This is a genomic window from Pseudarthrobacter sp. Y6, assembly GCF_050156205.1.
Classification (GTDB): Bacteria; Actinomycetota; Actinomycetes; order Actinomycetales; family Micrococcaceae; genus Arthrobacter.
This window is the reverse complement of record NZ_CP189574.1, coordinates 2,931,351-2,947,202: the sequence shown is the minus strand read 5'-3', so window position 1 is coordinate 2,947,202 and position 15,852 is coordinate 2,931,351. Positions and strand designations below refer to the sequence as shown.

Sequence of the window (15,852 nt, the reverse complement as noted above, 5' to 3'; positions counted from 1 at the left end):
GAATGGCAAAGGCCCGGTTCTTGTAGAACCGGGCCTTTCCCATCCGCAACATGAGGCCGGGAACAGCCGGAAATCCGCGGAAAACCGCGCCAGTTCCGGTACCGTGGCACGTATGGCCACTCGTACTACTCCCGCGCCCCGAGGCGCCGCTGGCGGCAAATCCAGCGCCAAATCCGGCAGCTCGGGGGGCCGCGGTGCAGGCGCCACAGCGTCCAGCAGCACCGGCAGCCGGGCCGGATCATCGGCGGGTACTGCGCGCACCCGCCAGCTTCCCGCCGTCGAACAGCGGCAGCCCTGGCTCCTGCGCGTTGTAGGCGGCGCCTGGTTGGGCGTCGGCCATCTGGTCGGCGGCGGCGTCCGCAGGATCGGCTCCGATGTCAGCGACCTGCCGGCAGAGGAACGCCGCGACGGCGCGGCCCTGTTCAACCTTGCCCTGGGCGTCTTCATCGCCACCTTCGCGTGGTGGGGAATGACCGGCTGGTTCCCCGACGCCGTCTACAGCGTGGTCAACGGCACCTTTGGCTGGATGTCACTGCTTTTGCCGCTGATGCTTTTTGTGTGTGCCTTCCGGCTCTTCCGGCAGCCCGACGACGGCCGCGGAAACAACCGGGTGGGGATCGGTTTCCTCATCATGACCTTTGCGGGCTGCGGCCTTGCCCACGTTGTGGGCGGGCAGCCCACCGTAGCCGAAGGCTTCGACGGGCTCCGCCAGGCCGGCGGTATGCTCGGCTTCCTGGCCGCCTCACCCCTCGCGGCCATCCATGCGGCGGTGCCCGTGGTGGTCTACGGCCTGCTGGCCTTCGTCTCACTGCTCATCATTACCGCCACTCCCTTCGGAGCCATTCCGCGCCGGCTCCGGGTGTCCTATGAGCACCTGATGGGCCTGGACCTGCAGGAACCCGGCGACGCCGGGGACAGCCACGACCGCAGCTACCTCGAGGAAAAAGGGGCGGCCGCTGCGCCGCGGAAGAAGAAGCGGCGCTTCTTCGGTAAGGACGACGAGTCCGACGCCGGGCTGGAAGGCTACGTGGGCGACGAAGCCTTCGAGCACGCCGTCATTGACGACGACGAGGCCGACGCAAAGTCAGGCCGTGGACCGCGCCCCGCTCCCGGCGTGCGCCGCCCCACCCAGGCGGAAATTGCCGTCGAAAAAATCAAAGCAGCCCAGGGGCTCGGCGCTGCCGGGAAGGGGCCGGCAGAGGACAACGCCACCGAGGCCATCCCGCTGGTCACACCCGGAATGGTGGCTGCCGGCTCACTCAACCCCGTCCCCGCCGCCGTTGCGCAGGTGCCGGCCAAGCCCGTCACACCCGTGCCTCTCCCTGCGCCCATTCCGCAGCGGACCGAGCAACTCTCACTGGCGGGCGACGTCACCTACACCCTGCCGCCGTCGGACGTTCTGACCCCGGGCTCCATCCCCAAGGAGCGCACCGAAGCCAACGACGCGATTGTGGCTTCCCTGACCGAAACCCTCAACCAGTTCAACGTGGAAGCGCAGGTCACCGGCTTCAGCCGCGGGCCCACCGTCACTCGGTACGAGATCGAACTGTCCCCGGGCACCAAGGTGGAGCGCGTCACCGCACTGTCCAAGAACATCTCGTACGCGGTTGCTTCCAGCGACGTCCGGATCCTCAGCCCTATCCCGGGCAAGTCCGCCATCGGTATCGAGATCCCCAACACGGACCGCGAGACCGTCTCACTCGGTGACGTCCTCCGCAGCCAGAACGCCCGCCGGACCGACCACCCGATGGTGATGGGTGTCGGCAAGGACGTCGAAGGCGGCTACGTCGTGGCGAACCTCGCTAAAATGCCCCACTTGCTCGTCGCAGGTGCCACGGGCGCCGGCAAGTCCTCGTTCGTGAACTCCATGATCACCTCGATCCTCATGCGGGCAACCCCGGACGAGGTCCGCATGGTCATGGTGGACCCCAAGCGTGTGGAACTGACCGCCTACGAAGGCGTCCCGCACCTGATCACGCCCATCATCACCAACCCGAAGAAGGCTGCCGAGGCCCTGCAATGGGTGGTCCGCGAGATGGACGCCCGTTACGACGACCTCGCCAACTACGGGTTCAAGCACATCGATGACTTCAACAAGGCAGTCCGCGCAGGCAAAGTCCAACCGCCCGTGGACTCCAAACGCGTCATCAGGCCCTACCCGTACCTGCTGGTGATCGTTGACGAGCTCGCCGACCTGATGATGGTGGCCCCGCGCGACGTGGAAGATTCCATCGTCCGCATCACCCAGCTGGCCCGGGCTGCCGGCATCCACCTGGTCCTGGCCACCCAGCGGCCCTCCGTGGACGTCGTCACCGGCCTGATCAAGGCCAACGTGCCTTCCCGGATGGCCTTCGCCACGTCATCCGTCACGGACTCCCGCGTGGTCCTTGACCAGCCCGGTGCTGAAAAACTCATCGGCCAGGGCGATGCGCTGTTCCTGCCGATGGGTGCCTCCAAGGCCATGCGTGTCCAGGGCGCCTGGGTCACGGAGTCTGAAATCCACAAGGTCGTGGAACACGTCAAGGGCCAGCTCAAAGTCGACTACCGCCACGATGTCGCCCCCGAGGCGCCAAAAAAGCAGATCGACGACGACATCGGGGACGATCTGGACGTGCTGCTGCAGGCGACCGAACTGGTGGTCACCACACAGTTCGGTTCGACGTCGATGCTCCAGCGCAAGCTCCGGGTGGGCTTCGCCAAGGCCGGACGGCTGATGGACCTCCTCGAGTCCAGGGGAGTGGTTGGCCCCTCCGAAGGGTCCAAGGCACGCGACGTCCTGGTGAAGCCGGACGATCTCGCTTCGGTGCTGGCGGCCATGAAGGGCCAGGACGCGCCGGCAGTTGCTGATTCGCAGACGGCGGCGCTCAGCGACAACGCCAACGCGAACATCGCCCAGGGCGGTTATGCGGAAGACCTCGTGCAGGCGGATCTGGACCAGCGCAGCCAGAAGGTTGAGTACTTCGACGGCGCCGATGGCACCTCCGGCGACGACGAGGACGGTTCCGAAGACGCGTGGTCACTCACCGGACGGTAGCCTAGGAGTGTGACTAGCACCGAAGCAACTCCCGCCGGCTCCAGCAGCCCAGGAATCTGGAATCTTCCCAACATCCTGACCATGCTGCGCATCGCCCTGGTGCCTTTCTTCGTCTGGTTCCTCCTCGCCGATGCTCCCGGGCTGAACAGCGAGTCAGGGCCTTGGCGCTGGGCCGCGGTGGTGGCGTTCGCCGTCGCCATCTACACTGACAAGCTCGACGGCGACATCGCCAGGAGCCGCGGCCTCGTCACCAATTTCGGCAAAATTGCTGACCCCATCGCCGACAAGCTCCTCATCGGCTCAGCACTGGTGATGCTCTCCATCCTGAATGAACTGCCGTGGTGGGTCACCATCGTCATCCTCGTCAGGGAATGGGGCATCACCGCCCTTCGCTTCTTTGTCATCCGGTACGGTGTCATCCCGGCCTCGCGCGGAGGCAAGCTCAAGACCGTCGTTCAGACAGCCGCGATCTTCCTGTACCTCCTGCCAGTCGGTGCGCTGGCACCGTGGCTTGTGTGGGTGGCTTTCGCCGTCATGATGGTGGCCGTACTGATCACGGTGTGGACCGGCGTCGAATACGTCATTGAAGCCCTGCGAATTCGGTCACAGGGCAAACGGGCCGGAAAAACTACAGCTGGCAACTAGGGAGCCGACGTGACCAACCTTCACCACCTGGCGGAACAGGCAGTCAAAAAGGCCCTGGAATCGGGCCGCACCGTGGCGACCGCGGAGTCGCTCACGGCGGGAATGGTCAGTGCCGTTCTCGCCGACACAGCCGGAGCCTCAGGCATGCTCCAAGGCGGCGTGGTGGCCTACCAGAACTCCGTCAAAGTGGACGTCCTGGGCGTTCCGGCAGAGCTGCTGGCCGCCGCCGGGTCCGTTGACGGCGCCGTAGCAGCGGCCATGGCGGCCGGGGCGAGGACTGCGCTGCGTGCTGACATCGGCGTCGCCACCACAGGGGTAGCCGGCCCGGAGGAACATGACGGCAAGGCGGTGGGGACGGTGTTCATCGGGGTTGCCACAGCGGCCGGTGCATCCTACGTCGAGTACGGCTTCACGGGTAACCGCGCAGAGATCCGCGGACAGGCCTGTGGTGCTGCACTGGAAGGTCTGATCGCGGCCCTGCCTTCCTGAAGCTACCGGGCGTAAAGTTGCCGGGAACAAATCCCGGTGTCCATTAGTTATTACATTGTGTCGCTTCCGGAGAGCGGAGGCGCCTAGGATGAATAAACCACCACGGTTCGCTCCACGGCGGACCGAACTTATGAGGGAGCAAGGCGATACAGATGGTAAAGCAGCCCGTATCCATTAACGGCGTTGTCCGCTGGAAGGATGTGGGCCTCGCCGATCAGGCCAAGAGCGAACAGAAGGAGCGGAAGATGGTTGTCCTCCGTCACGAAATCGGTGATGTCCTGCGCGATGTACGCCAGCGCCAGGGACGCACGCTCCGCGAAGTTTCGCACAGTGCCCGTGTTTCCTTGGGCTACCTCAGCGAAGTAGAGCGCGGCCAGAAGGAAGCTTCATCAGAGCTCCTCTCGTCAATCTGCTCAGCCCTGGACGTGCCGCTGTCCAGCATGCTCAGGGAAGTCAGCGACCGTGTCGCCGTCGCCGAGGGCGTTGCCGTTCCGGACACCGTTCCTCAGGAATTCTCACAGCGCTATGGCCGCGACCTTGATCGCGATTTGAGCGCTGAACTCAACAACGAACTGTCCAAGGGCCTGCTTTCCGGCGCACGGTAAGCCGTCCGCAGGAGCCAGACAGGAAGTACAACAAAGCCTCCGGCCATGGGCCGGAGGCTTTTGTTGCGTGTGGTGGCTATTTTGCAGTGTCGCCGGCGGACGGGTCCTTTGCGCAGCCGTCGAGTTCAAAGATGGAGTTGAGCTTTGCCATGTATTCGGCGAGGGTCTGCAGTTCCCCGACCGGCCACTCACCCAGCCGCTCACGGAAGTCCTGGCGGCGCGCATCCTGGACCTGATGCATTTTTTCCTCGCCCTTTTCGGTGAGGCGGATCGATTGCGCCCTTCCGTCCAGTGGATCAGCTTCCTTGAACACCAACCCGATGCTTTCCAGGAAGGCGATCTGGCGGCTGACGGAAGGCTTTCCCACGCCGATGTTCAGGGCGAGGTCGGTCAACCGGATGGGTCCCTCGCGCCGGATGACCGCAAGCAGGCCGTAGGCCGCCGGCTCCATGTCCGGGTGCACCTGCCGGGAGAGCTGATGGGACACTGAACGGGCACGCCGCCAAAAGAGACTTATTTGGTGTTCCACGGTGTTCAAGGCTTCATCGACGGTGTCCTTGTCGGTGCCTGTCTCCACAGGGGACGTCGCGGGAAGGCCTGTCGCGGGAAGGCCTGTCGCAGGAGGGTTGCTCATGGCAACAATTCTAGGGTCCGGGACCGTGAGAGACTCTATTGGTGCGGATCAGTGACTATTGGCGGCTTATGGACGACGAATTCGGGGCTGGCTACTCCCGGGTTTTGAGCAGCACCCTGGTCCTGGCCGGGGCCGGCGGGCGCACCGCCGACCAGGCACTCGCAGCCGGAGTGAGCCCCCGGCATGTGTGGTCGGCCGTCTGCGACGTCCAGGATGTGCCGCCGGAGCGGCGCCTGGGACGCGACGTCAAACCCCTGCGCGACTGACGCCGCCACCAACGCGTCCGCGTTCTCCAGGCTCATGTGCGCCCCTTTCTGCGCTGACACGCCGCCGGATCTGTTCGAATATCTGTTCGGGTAAAGCTATGCTTTTCGTAGTGGGTTATCCACATAGGCGATGTCATCCGGCCAGAATGTCAGCGGGTGCCATTAGCGTCAGAGATGACCAAGAAATGGCCGCTGAGGCCACTCCAAAGCGAGAAAGCATTAGAGGTGTGAACCATGGCGGCAGCCCCGGATCGTCAAAAGGCGCTCGACGCAGCGCTGGCACAGATTGACAAGCAGTTCGGCAAGGGCTCGGTCATGCGGCTGGGCGATGAAGTCCGTGCCCCTATCGAGGTCATCCCCACCGGATCCATCGCGTTGGACGTGGCTTTGGGAATTGGCGGCCTGCCCCGCGGCCGCGTAGTGGAGATCTACGGTCCGGAATCTTCGGGTAAGACCACCGTGGCCCTGCACGCCGTTGCCAACGCGCAGCGCCTGGGCGGCATTGCCGCCTTCATCGATGCCGAGCACGCCCTGGACCCTGAATACGCCGCCCGGCTGGGCGTGGATACGGACGCCCTCCTGGTCTCGCAGCCGGATACAGGCGAGCAGGCCCTGGAAATCATGGACATGCTGATCGGCTCCGGCTCGCTGGACGTCATCGTCATCGACTCCGTTGCTGCCCTTGTGCCGCGTGCGGAAATCGAGGGCGACATGGGCGACAGCCACGTGGGTCTGCAGGCCCGCCTCATGAGCCAGGCGCTGCGAAAGATCACCGGCCGCCTGAGCCAGACCAAAACCACCGCCATCTTCATCAACCAGCTCCGTGAAAAGATCGGCGTGTTCTTCGGCTCCCCGGAGACCACCACCGGCGGTAAGGCCTTGAAGTTCTACGCGTCCATCCGCATCGACGTCCGTCGGATCCAGACGCTCAAAGAAGGTGCCGACTCCGTCGGTAACCGCACCAAAGCCAAGATCGTCAAGAACAAGATGGCCCCGCCCTTCAAGATCGCCGAATTCGACATCATCTATGGCCAGGGCATTTCCCGCGAGGGCGGCATCATCGACATGGGCGTTGAGCACGGCATTATCAAAAAGTCGGGTTCGTGGTTCACGTACGACGGCGACCAGCTGGGCCAGGGCATGGAGAACTCCCGCAGGTTCCTGCGCGACAACCCCGAGCTGGCAACCGAACTGGAGCGCCTGATCAAGGAGAAGCTTGGTGTCGGGGTAGTCAAGCCCGCCGAAGCCGAGGCCAAAGAGACACCGAAGCTGAAGGCTGTTGACGGCTTCTAGGGACGCCCCTGACCTGACGGCCGGGCAGAGCGCCGGATGGCGTGCCGCCGGGCAGGACGCCGGATCGGGGCGACGGCAGCGGAGACGGGGCGGCGGACGCCACGGCTTCGGACCGGACGGACCCGATCCGGATGCTGCCATCGCCGCAGACGCAGACGCAGACGCAGAACCGGATCCCGCGTCCGTGGCGCGGGCCATCGTGCTCCGGCAGCTGACCAGTTCGGCCAAGAGCCGGCTGCAGCTGGCGCGGAAACTGGCCGAGCGGAACATTCCGGAGGATGTGACGGAAGCCGTCCTGGACCGCTTCCAGGAGGTCCGCCTCATTGACGACGCCGAGTTCGCCGACATGTGGGTGCGCTGCCGGTCGCAGTCTCGGAAGCTCGCCAAAGGGGCCCTCCGGCGCGAACTGGCGGACAAAGGGATTGATGCGGACACCGCTGCCGCCGCCCTGGAACAGCTTTCCGACGCGGACGAGGAAGTGTCTGCCCGGCTCCTGGTGGAGCGGAAGCTCCGGGCAGGCACAGATTTGTCGGACCGCGCTGAGCGGGACAAGACCACCCGGCGGTTGGCGTCAATGCTGGCCCGCAAGGGCTATCAGCCGTCGCAGGCGTTCCGGATCGTCGGAGAGGTGCTCGACGCACGTGCAGATAGCCAGGCAGAGCCACCGGACGGCCTGCTGGATCCATAGGCCGCCGGAGCGGCGCCTCCGCCGATCCGGCAACCTGAGCGACCCGGTACCCTTAACAGGTGAGTTTGACCATTCCTTCCCCCGCATCCGGTACCGCCCCGCCAGCCGACCCTGCCCTCCGGCAGCCCCGCACCTATCAGGTGCGCACGTTTGGCTGCCAGATGAACGTGCATGATTCGGAGAGGATGGCAGGCATGCTCGAGGACGCGGGCTACATACCGGCCAGCGGTGAGCCGGCCGACGTCGTGGTGTTCAACACCTGCGCCGTCCGGGAAAACGCGGACAACAAGCTCTACGGCAACCTGGGCATGCTGGCCCCGGTCAAGGCGGCCAACCCGGGGATGCAGATCGCCGTGGGAGGCTGCCTGGCCCAGAAGGACCGCGAGACCATCCTGAAAAAGGCTCCCTGGGTGGACGCTGTCTTCGGCACCCACAACGTCGGGGCGCTCCCGGCACTGTTGGACCGGGCCCGGCACAACAACGAAGCCCAGCTGGAGATCCTCGAATCCCTGGACGTCTTCCCCTCCACGCTGCCCACCAAGCGTGACTCGGTGTATTCCGGCTGGGTGTCCATCTCGGTCGGTTGCAACAACACCTGCACCTTCTGCATCGTCCCGGCCCTGCGCGGGAAGGAAAAGGACCGCCGCCCGGGCGACATCCTGGCTGAAATCCAGGCCCTGGTGGATGACGGCGCCATCGAAGTCACCCTGCTGGGCCAGAACGTGAATTCCTACGGCGTGGAGTTCGGTGACCGGCAGGCGTTCTCCAAACTCCTACGCGCGTGCGGTGAGATCAAGGGCCTGGAACGGGTCCGCTTCACCAGCCCCCACCCCGCCGCCTTCACCGACGACGTCATTGACGCCATGGCCGAAACCCCCAACGTGATGCCGCAGCTGCACATGCCGCTGCAGTCCGGGTCCGACAAAGTCCTGAAGGACATGAAACGGTCCTACCGATCCACCAAATTCCTCGGCATCCTGGACAAGGTCCGCGAGAAGATCCCGCACGCCGCCATCTCCACCGACATCATTGTCGGCTTCCCCGGCGAAACCGAGGAAGACTTCCAAGCCACCCTCGATGTTGTGGAGCAGTCGCGCTTCGCTACCGCTTTCACCTTCCAGTACTCGAAGCGTCCCGGTACTCCGGCCGCGGACCTGCCGGACCAGCTTCCCAAGGCCGTGGTCCAGGAGCGATTTGAACGCTTGACCGCGCTGCAGGACAGGATTGCTGCCGAGGAAAACGCCAGGCAGCTTGGCCGCCGGGTAGAGGTGATGGTCACTGCCCATTCAGGGCGCAAGTCCGAAGAAACCCACAGGCTGTCCGGCCGGTCCCAGGACCAGCGGCTGGTGCACTTCTCTGTTCCCGATGGGGCACAGGCGCCACGACCCGGGGACCTGGTCACCGTGACCATCACCGAAGCGGCAGCCTTCCACCTTGTGGCGGACCCGTCGGTGCAGGACTACAGCCTGCGACGCTCCCGCGCTGGGGATGCCTGGGACAGGTCCCAGGCAGATTCGTGCGGCGCTCCCGTTCCGGCTGCCGCAGGCGGTGGCGGCGGACGGACCGGGGTCTCGCTGGGTATGCCCACGCTGCCGGTCCGGAGCCGCTGACCGGTGGCCCAGCCTCCGGTTATTGCTGTTGTTGGTCCCACGGGGTCGGGCAAGTCCGATCTGGCCGTGAGCCTTGCGCTGGAGCTGGACGGCGAGGTCATCAACGCCGATGCCATGCAGTTCTATCGCGGGATGGACATCGGCACCGCCAAGATCACGCCGGCAGAACGCAAGGGCGTTCGCCATCACCTTCTGGACATCCTGGACGTCACGGAGGAAGCCAGCGTTTCAGACTTCCAGCAGCAGGCCCGGAGCCTCATCTGCGACATCCATGCCCGCGGCAAGCGCGCCATTCTGGCGGGCGGTTCGGGTCTCTACGTGCGGGCTGCCCTCGATGTCCTCGAATTTCCCGGCACGGATCATGTCCTCCGGCGGCAGCTTGAGGCTGAGCTTGATGAAGTCGGCCAGGATGCCCTCCTGGCGCGGCTCCGGGAGGTGGATCCGGTGTCCGCGGGCCGTGTCTCCGATTCGCGCCGGATCATCAGGGCGCTCGAAGTCCACGAGCTCACCGGCCGGCCCTTCAGCTCCTTTATGCCGCAGCGGGAGTATTTCCAGCTTGCCGTCCAGATCGGGCTGGCGGTGGACCGCGACGTCCTGCGCGAACGGTTGGCTCTGCGCGTCCACAACATGGTGGACAAGGGGCTGTTGGCGGAAGTGCGCCGGCTGGACGCGGCGGGTCTCCGCGGTGGCAAAACTGCGCCGCGGGCGCTGGGCTATGCCCAGTTCCTGAAAGTGCTCGACGGCGGCTCAACAGTTACCGAGGCTGCCGAGGACACCATTGTGGCCACCCGGCAGTTCGCCAGGCGCCAGCTCACGTGGTTCCGTGCCGATCCTCGCATCACCTGGCTGGACTGGCAAGCGCCGGACCTTGCGGCCCAGGCCGTGGCTCTCAGCCGGTAATCTAGGACCATGGATGCAACTCCCGCAGAGATCACAGAGCCCGCCTTCGGAACATTGGGCGGTCTCCGCTTCTCCAAGGGCCATGGAACAGGCAACGACTTTGTGCTGATCGCTGATCCCGACGGCGTCCACACCATCGACGCCGACCGGGTAGCCGCGCTCTGCGACCGTCACCGCGGGATCGGCGGCGACGGCCTGATCCGGGCCGTCCCCTCCCGGTACCTCTCCGAAGGCCGCGAGCTGCTCCTTAGCAGCCCCGAGTCCGAATGGTTCATGGACTACCGCAATGGCGACGGCTCCCTGTCGGAAATGTGCGGCAACGGGGTCCGCGTTTTTGTGCACTTCCTGCGTGCCGAGGGCCTGGTAGACCTGCCCGACGGCGGTGCGCTCACCATCGGGACGCGCGGCGGCGTCAAGACCGTGGTCCGGACAGGGGACAGCTACGCGGTGGACATGGGGCCGTGGGAATTCATTTTCCCCGGCGACGCGACCGCCAAAGCCATGGATTCGCTGGTAACCGCGGACGGCTTGGAGGTGCCCCGCCCGGCCCTGTCAGTCAGCATGGGTAACCCGCACACCGTGGTGGCACTGGCGGAACTATCCGAACTGGAAGCCACCAGGCTATACACGGCTCCGCAGGTCGATCCGGTGCCCGCCAATGGAACCAACGTTGAATTCGTAGTGCCTTCTGAACCGCTGGTCCACAACGGGATCGGCACCGTCACCATGCGCGTCCATGAGCGGGGCGTGGGCGAAACCCAGTCCTGCGGAACAGGCGCGTGCGCCGCCGCAGTGGCCATCCGGCACTGGGCAGGGGCGGAAGCGCCGGATTCCTGGCAGGTCAACGTGCCGGGCGGCGTCGTAGGGGTCAAGTTCTTCGCCGGGGCGGGCGGGCACGAGCACGTCGAGCTCAGCGGGCCCGCCGAGATTGTCGCTACCGGGACGCTTTCCTGACCCGAAGCATCCGGAAGGACTTGGACGTGGACTCTCGGCTTACGGTGAACGATGCATCCAGCTCCGTCGAGAGCCAGCGCTGCAGCGAATCAGAGCCCAGGTTCTTTTGGACCACCAGCCACGCGGAGCCGCCCGGCGCCAGCCGGGGCAGCCACATCTTCAGGAGACTGTGGAGTTCATCCTTGCCGATCCGGATGGGCGGATTGGACCAGATCGTGTCAAAGCGCAGTCCCGGGTCCACCGCGTCAGGCGTGCTGGCCAGCACGTTGCCCAGGCCCAGCAGGGCCGCATTCTCATTGGTCAGCGTGATGCAGCGTTCATTGACATCCACGGCGTACACCTTGGCATGCGGCGCCCGCAACGCGAGCGTCAGGGCAATGGGCCCCCAGCCGCAGCCGATGTCAAGGAGGTTGCCTGTGGGGTCCGGAGCCGGGACCTCAGCCAGGAGCACCGCCGTCCCCTTGTCGACGCCGTCGGGGCTGAAGATGCCGCCGGACGTCTGCAGCGTGCGCGTCTCGCCGGCCAGTTCCACTGTGAGCGGCTTGCGGGTGAACGGCCCGGCGGGCGTTGCGCTGAAATAGTGTGCAGACTCCATAACTGGCCAGATTAGTTGGCCGGGGTGGACAATGCGAAACCGCGGCCACCGCTTCTGCTAATCTTGAACCCATGTTCTTGATCTTCGAGTAGCCGGCACTGCCGGTGTCCACCCGACGCCGCCTGTCCCGAAGCCGTGCCCCGCAGCGATGCAGGTATTAACCTTCCGCAAGTGCGCCACACAACAGGTCTTTCGTACCTGTTATGCCGCCGGGCAATACTCGAGCGATCTGCCGCTGCCGGTCCCTTGCTGTTTTGCCCGCGCTTTCCACCACTCCACGCATCTCCCGGATGCGAAGACTCCCTGCGCGCCACGGTCCTGACCGGCGCGCACAGCAGACCAGGAGGCCCGGATGACTGCAAGCCGTCAGCCCAGCGCGAATACTTCACCACTGACCAACGATCGGCACTATTCTGAAAATGCCGAATCTTCAAAGGAGACCATGACCAGCCAGCCCAACACCGGTTCCGATCCAGCAGCCCAGGACATGAGTCCCGAAGAGATCCAAGCTGTCATCGACCGGATTCTCGCCAAGGACGTACCGGCCAGGAACGTCACCGCCGCAGACGGTGACAAGGCCGTGTTCGGCAGGGCACAGGCGATCTCCCGCCTGGACGACGAACACACCAGCTACGACGGCGACCAGCAGGACCGGGAGGAACGCCGGGCCCTGCGGCGTGTGGCCGGCCTGTCCACCGAACTCGAAGATGTCACCGAAGTCGAATACCGGCAGCTGCGGCTCGAACGTGTGGTCCTGGCCGGGCTATGGTCCGAAGGCACCTTGGCGGACGCGGAAAATTCCCTGCGTGAACTCGCCGCCCTCGCCGAAACAGCAGGCTCGGAAGTCCTGGACGGGATGGTGCAGCGCCGTGCCAAACCGGACCCGGGCACATTCCTGGGTTCCGGAAAGGCCCTTGAGCTCAAGGAAATCGTGACGGCCACCGGGGCTGACACCGTTGTGGTGGATGCCGAGCTGGCACCGTCCCAGCGCCGTAGCCTTGAGGACATTGTCAAGGTCAAAGTCATTGACCGCACGGCCCTGATCCTGGACATCTTCGCCCAGCACGCCAAGAGCCGTGAAGGCAAGGCCCAAGTGGAGCTGGCGCAGCTCGAATACCTCCTGCCACGCCTGCGTGGCTGGGGCGAATCGATGTCCCGCCAGGCCGGTGGCCAGGTGGGCGGCGCGGGCGCCGGCATGGGTTCGCGCGGACCGGGTGAAACGAAAATCGAACTGGACCGCCGCCGGATCCGCACCCGCATGGCCAAGCTGCGGCGGGAGATCGCAGCGATGAAGCCGGCAAGGGAAACCAAGCGGGCCAACCGCCGTCGTAATTCGGTGCCTTCCGTTGCGATTGCCGGGTACACCAACGCCGGGAAATCATCGCTGCTGAACAGGCTGACCGACGCCGGCGTGCTGGTGGAGAACGCACTGTTCGCCACCCTGGATCCCACCGTGCGAAAGGCCGAGACCTCCGATGGCCTCGGGTACACCCTGGCGGACACCGTGGGTTTTGTCCGTTCACTGCCCACCCAGTTGGTGGAGGCCTTCCGCTCCACGTTGGAGGAAGTGGCTGACGCGGATCTGATTCTGCACGTGGTGGATGTTTCCCATCCGGACCCCGAGGGCCAGATTGCTGCAGTCCGCAAGGTCTTCAGCGAAGTGGATGCCCGCAAGGTGCCCGAGATCATTGTCCTGAACAAGGCCGATGCCGCTGATCCGTTTGTGGTGGAGCGCCTCAAGCAGCGCGAGCCGCGCCACGTGGTGGTCTCGGCCCGCACAGGCCAGGGGATCGCCGAACTGCTGCGGGCCATCAGTGAAGGGATTCCGCGGCCCAGCGTGAAGCTGGAGCTCCTTATTCCCTACGATCGCGGTGACCTGATCAGCAAACTACACGAGACCGATGCCGAGATCCTGAGCCTGGATCACGGCGAGCACGGTACCCGCGTTTTGGTGATGGTGCGCGAGGGCCTTGCGGCTGAACTGGAATCCTTCATCAACCATGACTGAGGTCGCGGCGGGGGAAGTCAAAGGTACGGCCAGCGAACAGTTCGTGATCGAATTGCTCGACCGCGCCGTGGCTGGCATGGGCGGTCAAAGCCGCAGTGGGCAGCACGAGATGGCCAGGCAGGTGGCCAAGGCCATCGAAACGGGCGACCACCTCCTGGTTCAGGCCGGAACGGGGACCGGAAAGTCGCTGGCCTATCTGATTCCGCTCATTGCGCACTCGCTCGTGAGCAACAAGCCCACACTGGTGTCCACAGCCACGCTTGCGCTGCAGACCCAGATTGTGGGGCGCGACCTTCCCCGACTGCTGAAGACCATCACCCCTGCCCTGGACCGCCCGGTCAAGGTGGCCCTGGTCAAGGGCCGCTCCAACTATGTGTGCCAGCACAAGCTCGAAGGCGGGTTCCCCTCCGAGGAACCCGCCGAGGGCCAGCTGTTCTCCCTCGGCGAAGACACCAGTGTCCCGCATTTCGCCGCTGCATTGGGCGGGCCGTCGTCCCAGCTGGGGAAGGAAGTGGTGCGCCTGCGCGAGTGGGCGGAAAAGACCACCACGGGCGACCGTGATGAACTGCTTCCCGGTGTTACCGACCGGGCGTGGCGGCAAGTTTCTGTTACGTCCATGGAATGCCTGGGGGCCCAAAAATGCCCGATGGCAGCCGAATGTTTCAGTGAACTGGCGCGCCACGACGCCGCCGAGGCTGACGTTGTGGTCACCAACCATGCCATGCTCGCCGTCAGCGCGTTTGAAGGCCTCGCAGTGCTTCCCGAATACGACGTTGTGGTGGTGGATGAGGCCCACGAACTGCAGGACCGGGTCACCGGTGCGGTGTCGGGGCAACTCTCCGTGGCAATGGTCCACGCTGCGGCGTCGGGCGCGCGGAAACACACGGCCATCACGGTAGATGCCCTCAACGCAGCTGCCGCCAACCTGGAACTCGCCTTGGCCGGGGTGCCCAACGGGCTGCTCCCCAACGGCCTCAACGACGAACAGCTGGACTGCGTGGACCAGTTGCGTGAGGCCTGCCGGGCTGCCCTGTCCGATTCCAAGGGCGACGGCAGCCAAACGGCCGACGGCGGGCGGCAGCTCGCCCGGTCACGCCTGATGCTGATCCTCGAACTGTGTGAACGGCTCATCGGGGCCCGTGAAAACCGTGAAGTGGTGTGGTTTTCCCGCGCAAGTTCCTTCGATCCGCAACAGGGCTATGCGCAGCCCGACGAGTCAGCTCCGGCCCTGGTCAACATCGCGCCGCTCAGCGTTGCCGGCAAGCTCCGCGAAGGGCTTTTCGCCGGCCACACCGTGGTGCTGACCTCGGCAACGCTTGCCATCGGCTCAGCCTTTGAACCGGCCGCCGGAGGCTTGGGGCTGGTGGGGGAGGGTGCGCCGAGCTGGACCGGGATCGACGTCGGATCGCCCTTTGATTATCCCAAACAGGGGATCCTTTACGTCGCAGGGCACCTCCCCAAGCCAGGCCGCGGGGCGTCGCCGGAGGCACTCGATGAACTTGAGGCGCTGATCCGGGCGTCCGGCGGCGGCGCCCTGTGTCTCTTTTCATCGCGCCGTGCCGCTGAGGAGGCCGCGGAGGCGATGCGTCCCCGGCTCGGCCTCAGCATTCTCTGCCAGGGCGACTCCACCATGACGGCACTCGTGAAGCAGTTCGCGGACGAGCCCGATACCTGCCTCTTCGGAACCATGTCCCTGTGGCAGGGTGTTGATGTTCCGGGTGGATCATGCCGGCTCGTGGTGATCGACCGCATTCCGTTCCCGCGGCCGGATGATCCGCTGATGACCGCGCGGTCCCGCGCCGTTGCGCAGGCCGGCGGAAACGGCTTTATGGCGGTATCGGCGACCCACGCGGCCATCCGCCTGGCCCAGGGCGCGGGCAGGCTGATCCGTTCAACCGGAGACAAAGGCGTGGTGGCCGTGCTTGATTCCCGGCTTGCCACCGAGCGCTACGCCGGATTCCTCCGCGCCGCACTGCCGCCGTTCTGGCCCACCACGGACCGCAGGACAGCGTTCGCAGCCCTGGAGAGGCTGGCCGGGAAGGGCGCCTGACTGAACGCGGACCCGGTATGGCCTTGCAAGCCGGGCCCCGTCCCGCAGCGCACCCTCGTCCTGGCCGGGGCGTGCAGGGCC

General features: G+C 65.4%; 14 protein-coding genes. 12 read left to right on the top strand and 2 right to left on the bottom strand.

The features are described 5' to 3' along the window. The first annotated feature begins 112 nt into the window (after positions 1–112). The 4 genes from ACQCSW_RS14150 to ACQCSW_RS14135 all read left to right on the top strand — a co-directional run bounded on the left by ACQCSW_RS14150 (position 113) and on the right by ACQCSW_RS14135 (position 4,773). Positions 113–3,034, top strand: coding sequence for a DNA translocase FtsK (locus ACQCSW_RS14150; protein ID WP_426986841.1), 2,922 nt, complete (start codon positions 113–115; stop codon positions 3,032–3,034). Positions 3,035–3,043: 9 nt separating this feature from the next. Next, positions 3,044–3,679 carry a CDP-diacylglycerol--glycerol-3-phosphate 3-phosphatidyltransferase gene (pgsA, locus tag ACQCSW_RS14145; RefSeq protein WP_426986839.1) on the top strand — a complete coding sequence of 212 codons (636 nt, stop codon included), beginning with the start codon at positions 3,044–3,046 and terminating at the stop codon, positions 3,677–3,679. Positions 3,680–3,688: 9 nt separating this feature from the next. Next, positions 3,689–4,168: a CinA family protein gene (locus ACQCSW_RS14140; RefSeq protein WP_426986837.1), complete on the top strand. Its 480-nt coding sequence runs from the start codon at positions 3,689–3,691 to the stop codon at positions 4,166–4,168. A gap of 152 nt (positions 4,169–4,320) precedes the next feature. Next, entirely contained in the window at positions 4,321–4,773 is a 453-nt protein-coding gene (locus ACQCSW_RS14135; protein WP_111906474.1) for a helix-turn-helix domain-containing protein, read from the top strand. A 76-nt stretch (positions 4,774–4,849) separates the two neighbouring features. Here the strand turns inward: ACQCSW_RS14135 and ACQCSW_RS14130 are convergent, their stop codons facing one another. After that, positions 4,850–5,407 carry a MarR family winged helix-turn-helix transcriptional regulator gene (locus ACQCSW_RS14130; RefSeq protein WP_426986835.1) on the bottom strand — a complete coding sequence of 186 codons (558 nt, stop codon included), beginning with the start codon at positions 5,405–5,407 and terminating at the stop codon, positions 4,850–4,852. 41 nt (positions 5,408–5,448) lie between these two features. On the opposite strand from ACQCSW_RS14130, the gene ACQCSW_RS14125 reads away from it, so the two are divergent. The 6 genes from ACQCSW_RS14125 (at position 5,449) to dapF (ending at position 11,118) form a co-directional block, all read left to right on the top strand. Next, positions 5,449–5,673, top strand: coding sequence for a DUF3046 domain-containing protein (locus ACQCSW_RS14125; protein ID WP_426986833.1), 225 nt, complete (start codon positions 5,449–5,451; stop codon positions 5,671–5,673). Positions 5,674–5,907: 234 nt separating this feature from the next. Further along, on the top strand, positions 5,908–6,966 hold the full coding sequence (recA, locus tag ACQCSW_RS14120) for a recombinase RecA (protein WP_111906476.1): 1,059 nt from the start codon (positions 5,908–5,910) through the stop codon (positions 6,964–6,966). Positions 6,967–7,150: 184 nt separating this feature from the next. Next, the gene (locus ACQCSW_RS14115) at positions 7,151–7,654 is read left to right on the top strand and encodes a regulatory protein RecX (RefSeq protein ID WP_426990703.1); all 504 of its coding nucleotides are present in this window, start codon (positions 7,151–7,153) and stop codon (positions 7,652–7,654) included. A 59-nt stretch (positions 7,655–7,713) separates the two neighbouring features. Beyond that, on the top strand, positions 7,714–9,264 hold the full coding sequence (gene miaB, locus ACQCSW_RS14110) for a tRNA (N6-isopentenyl adenosine(37)-C2)-methylthiotransferase MiaB (RefSeq protein WP_426986830.1): 1,551 nt from the start codon (positions 7,714–7,716) through the stop codon (positions 9,262–9,264). 3 nt (positions 9,265–9,267) lie between these two features. Continuing rightward, positions 9,268–10,164 (top strand): tRNA (adenosine(37)-N6)-dimethylallyltransferase MiaA, encoded by an 897-nt coding sequence (miaA, locus tag ACQCSW_RS14105; protein ID WP_426986828.1) that lies wholly within the window; start codon positions 9,268–9,270, stop codon positions 10,162–10,164. A 9-nt stretch (positions 10,165–10,173) separates the two neighbouring features. Continuing rightward, the gene (gene dapF, locus ACQCSW_RS14100) at positions 10,174–11,118 is read left to right on the top strand and encodes a diaminopimelate epimerase (protein ID WP_426986826.1); all 945 of its coding nucleotides are present in this window, start codon (positions 10,174–10,176) and stop codon (positions 11,116–11,118) included. Here dapF and ACQCSW_RS14095 read toward each other — a convergent pair. Continuing rightward, positions 11,099–11,713: a class I SAM-dependent methyltransferase gene (locus ACQCSW_RS14095; RefSeq protein WP_426986824.1), complete on the bottom strand. Its 615-nt coding sequence runs from the start codon at positions 11,711–11,713 to the stop codon at positions 11,099–11,101. The two genes, dapF and ACQCSW_RS14095, sit on opposite strands and share 20 nt — an antisense overlap. 442 nt (positions 11,714–12,155) lie before the next feature. Here ACQCSW_RS14095 and hflX point away from each other — a divergent pair, with 442 nt between their 5' ends. Beyond that, positions 12,156–13,721 (top strand): GTPase HflX, encoded by a 1,566-nt coding sequence (hflX, locus tag ACQCSW_RS14090; RefSeq protein ID WP_426986822.1) that lies wholly within the window; start codon positions 12,156–12,158, stop codon positions 13,719–13,721. After that, positions 13,714–15,771 carry an ATP-dependent DNA helicase gene (locus tag ACQCSW_RS14085; protein WP_426986820.1) on the top strand — a complete coding sequence of 686 codons (2,058 nt, stop codon included), beginning with the start codon at positions 13,714–13,716 and terminating at the stop codon, positions 15,769–15,771. Before hflX ends, ACQCSW_RS14085 begins: the two co-directional genes overlap by 8 nt. Positions 15,772–15,852 lie beyond the last annotated feature (81 nt).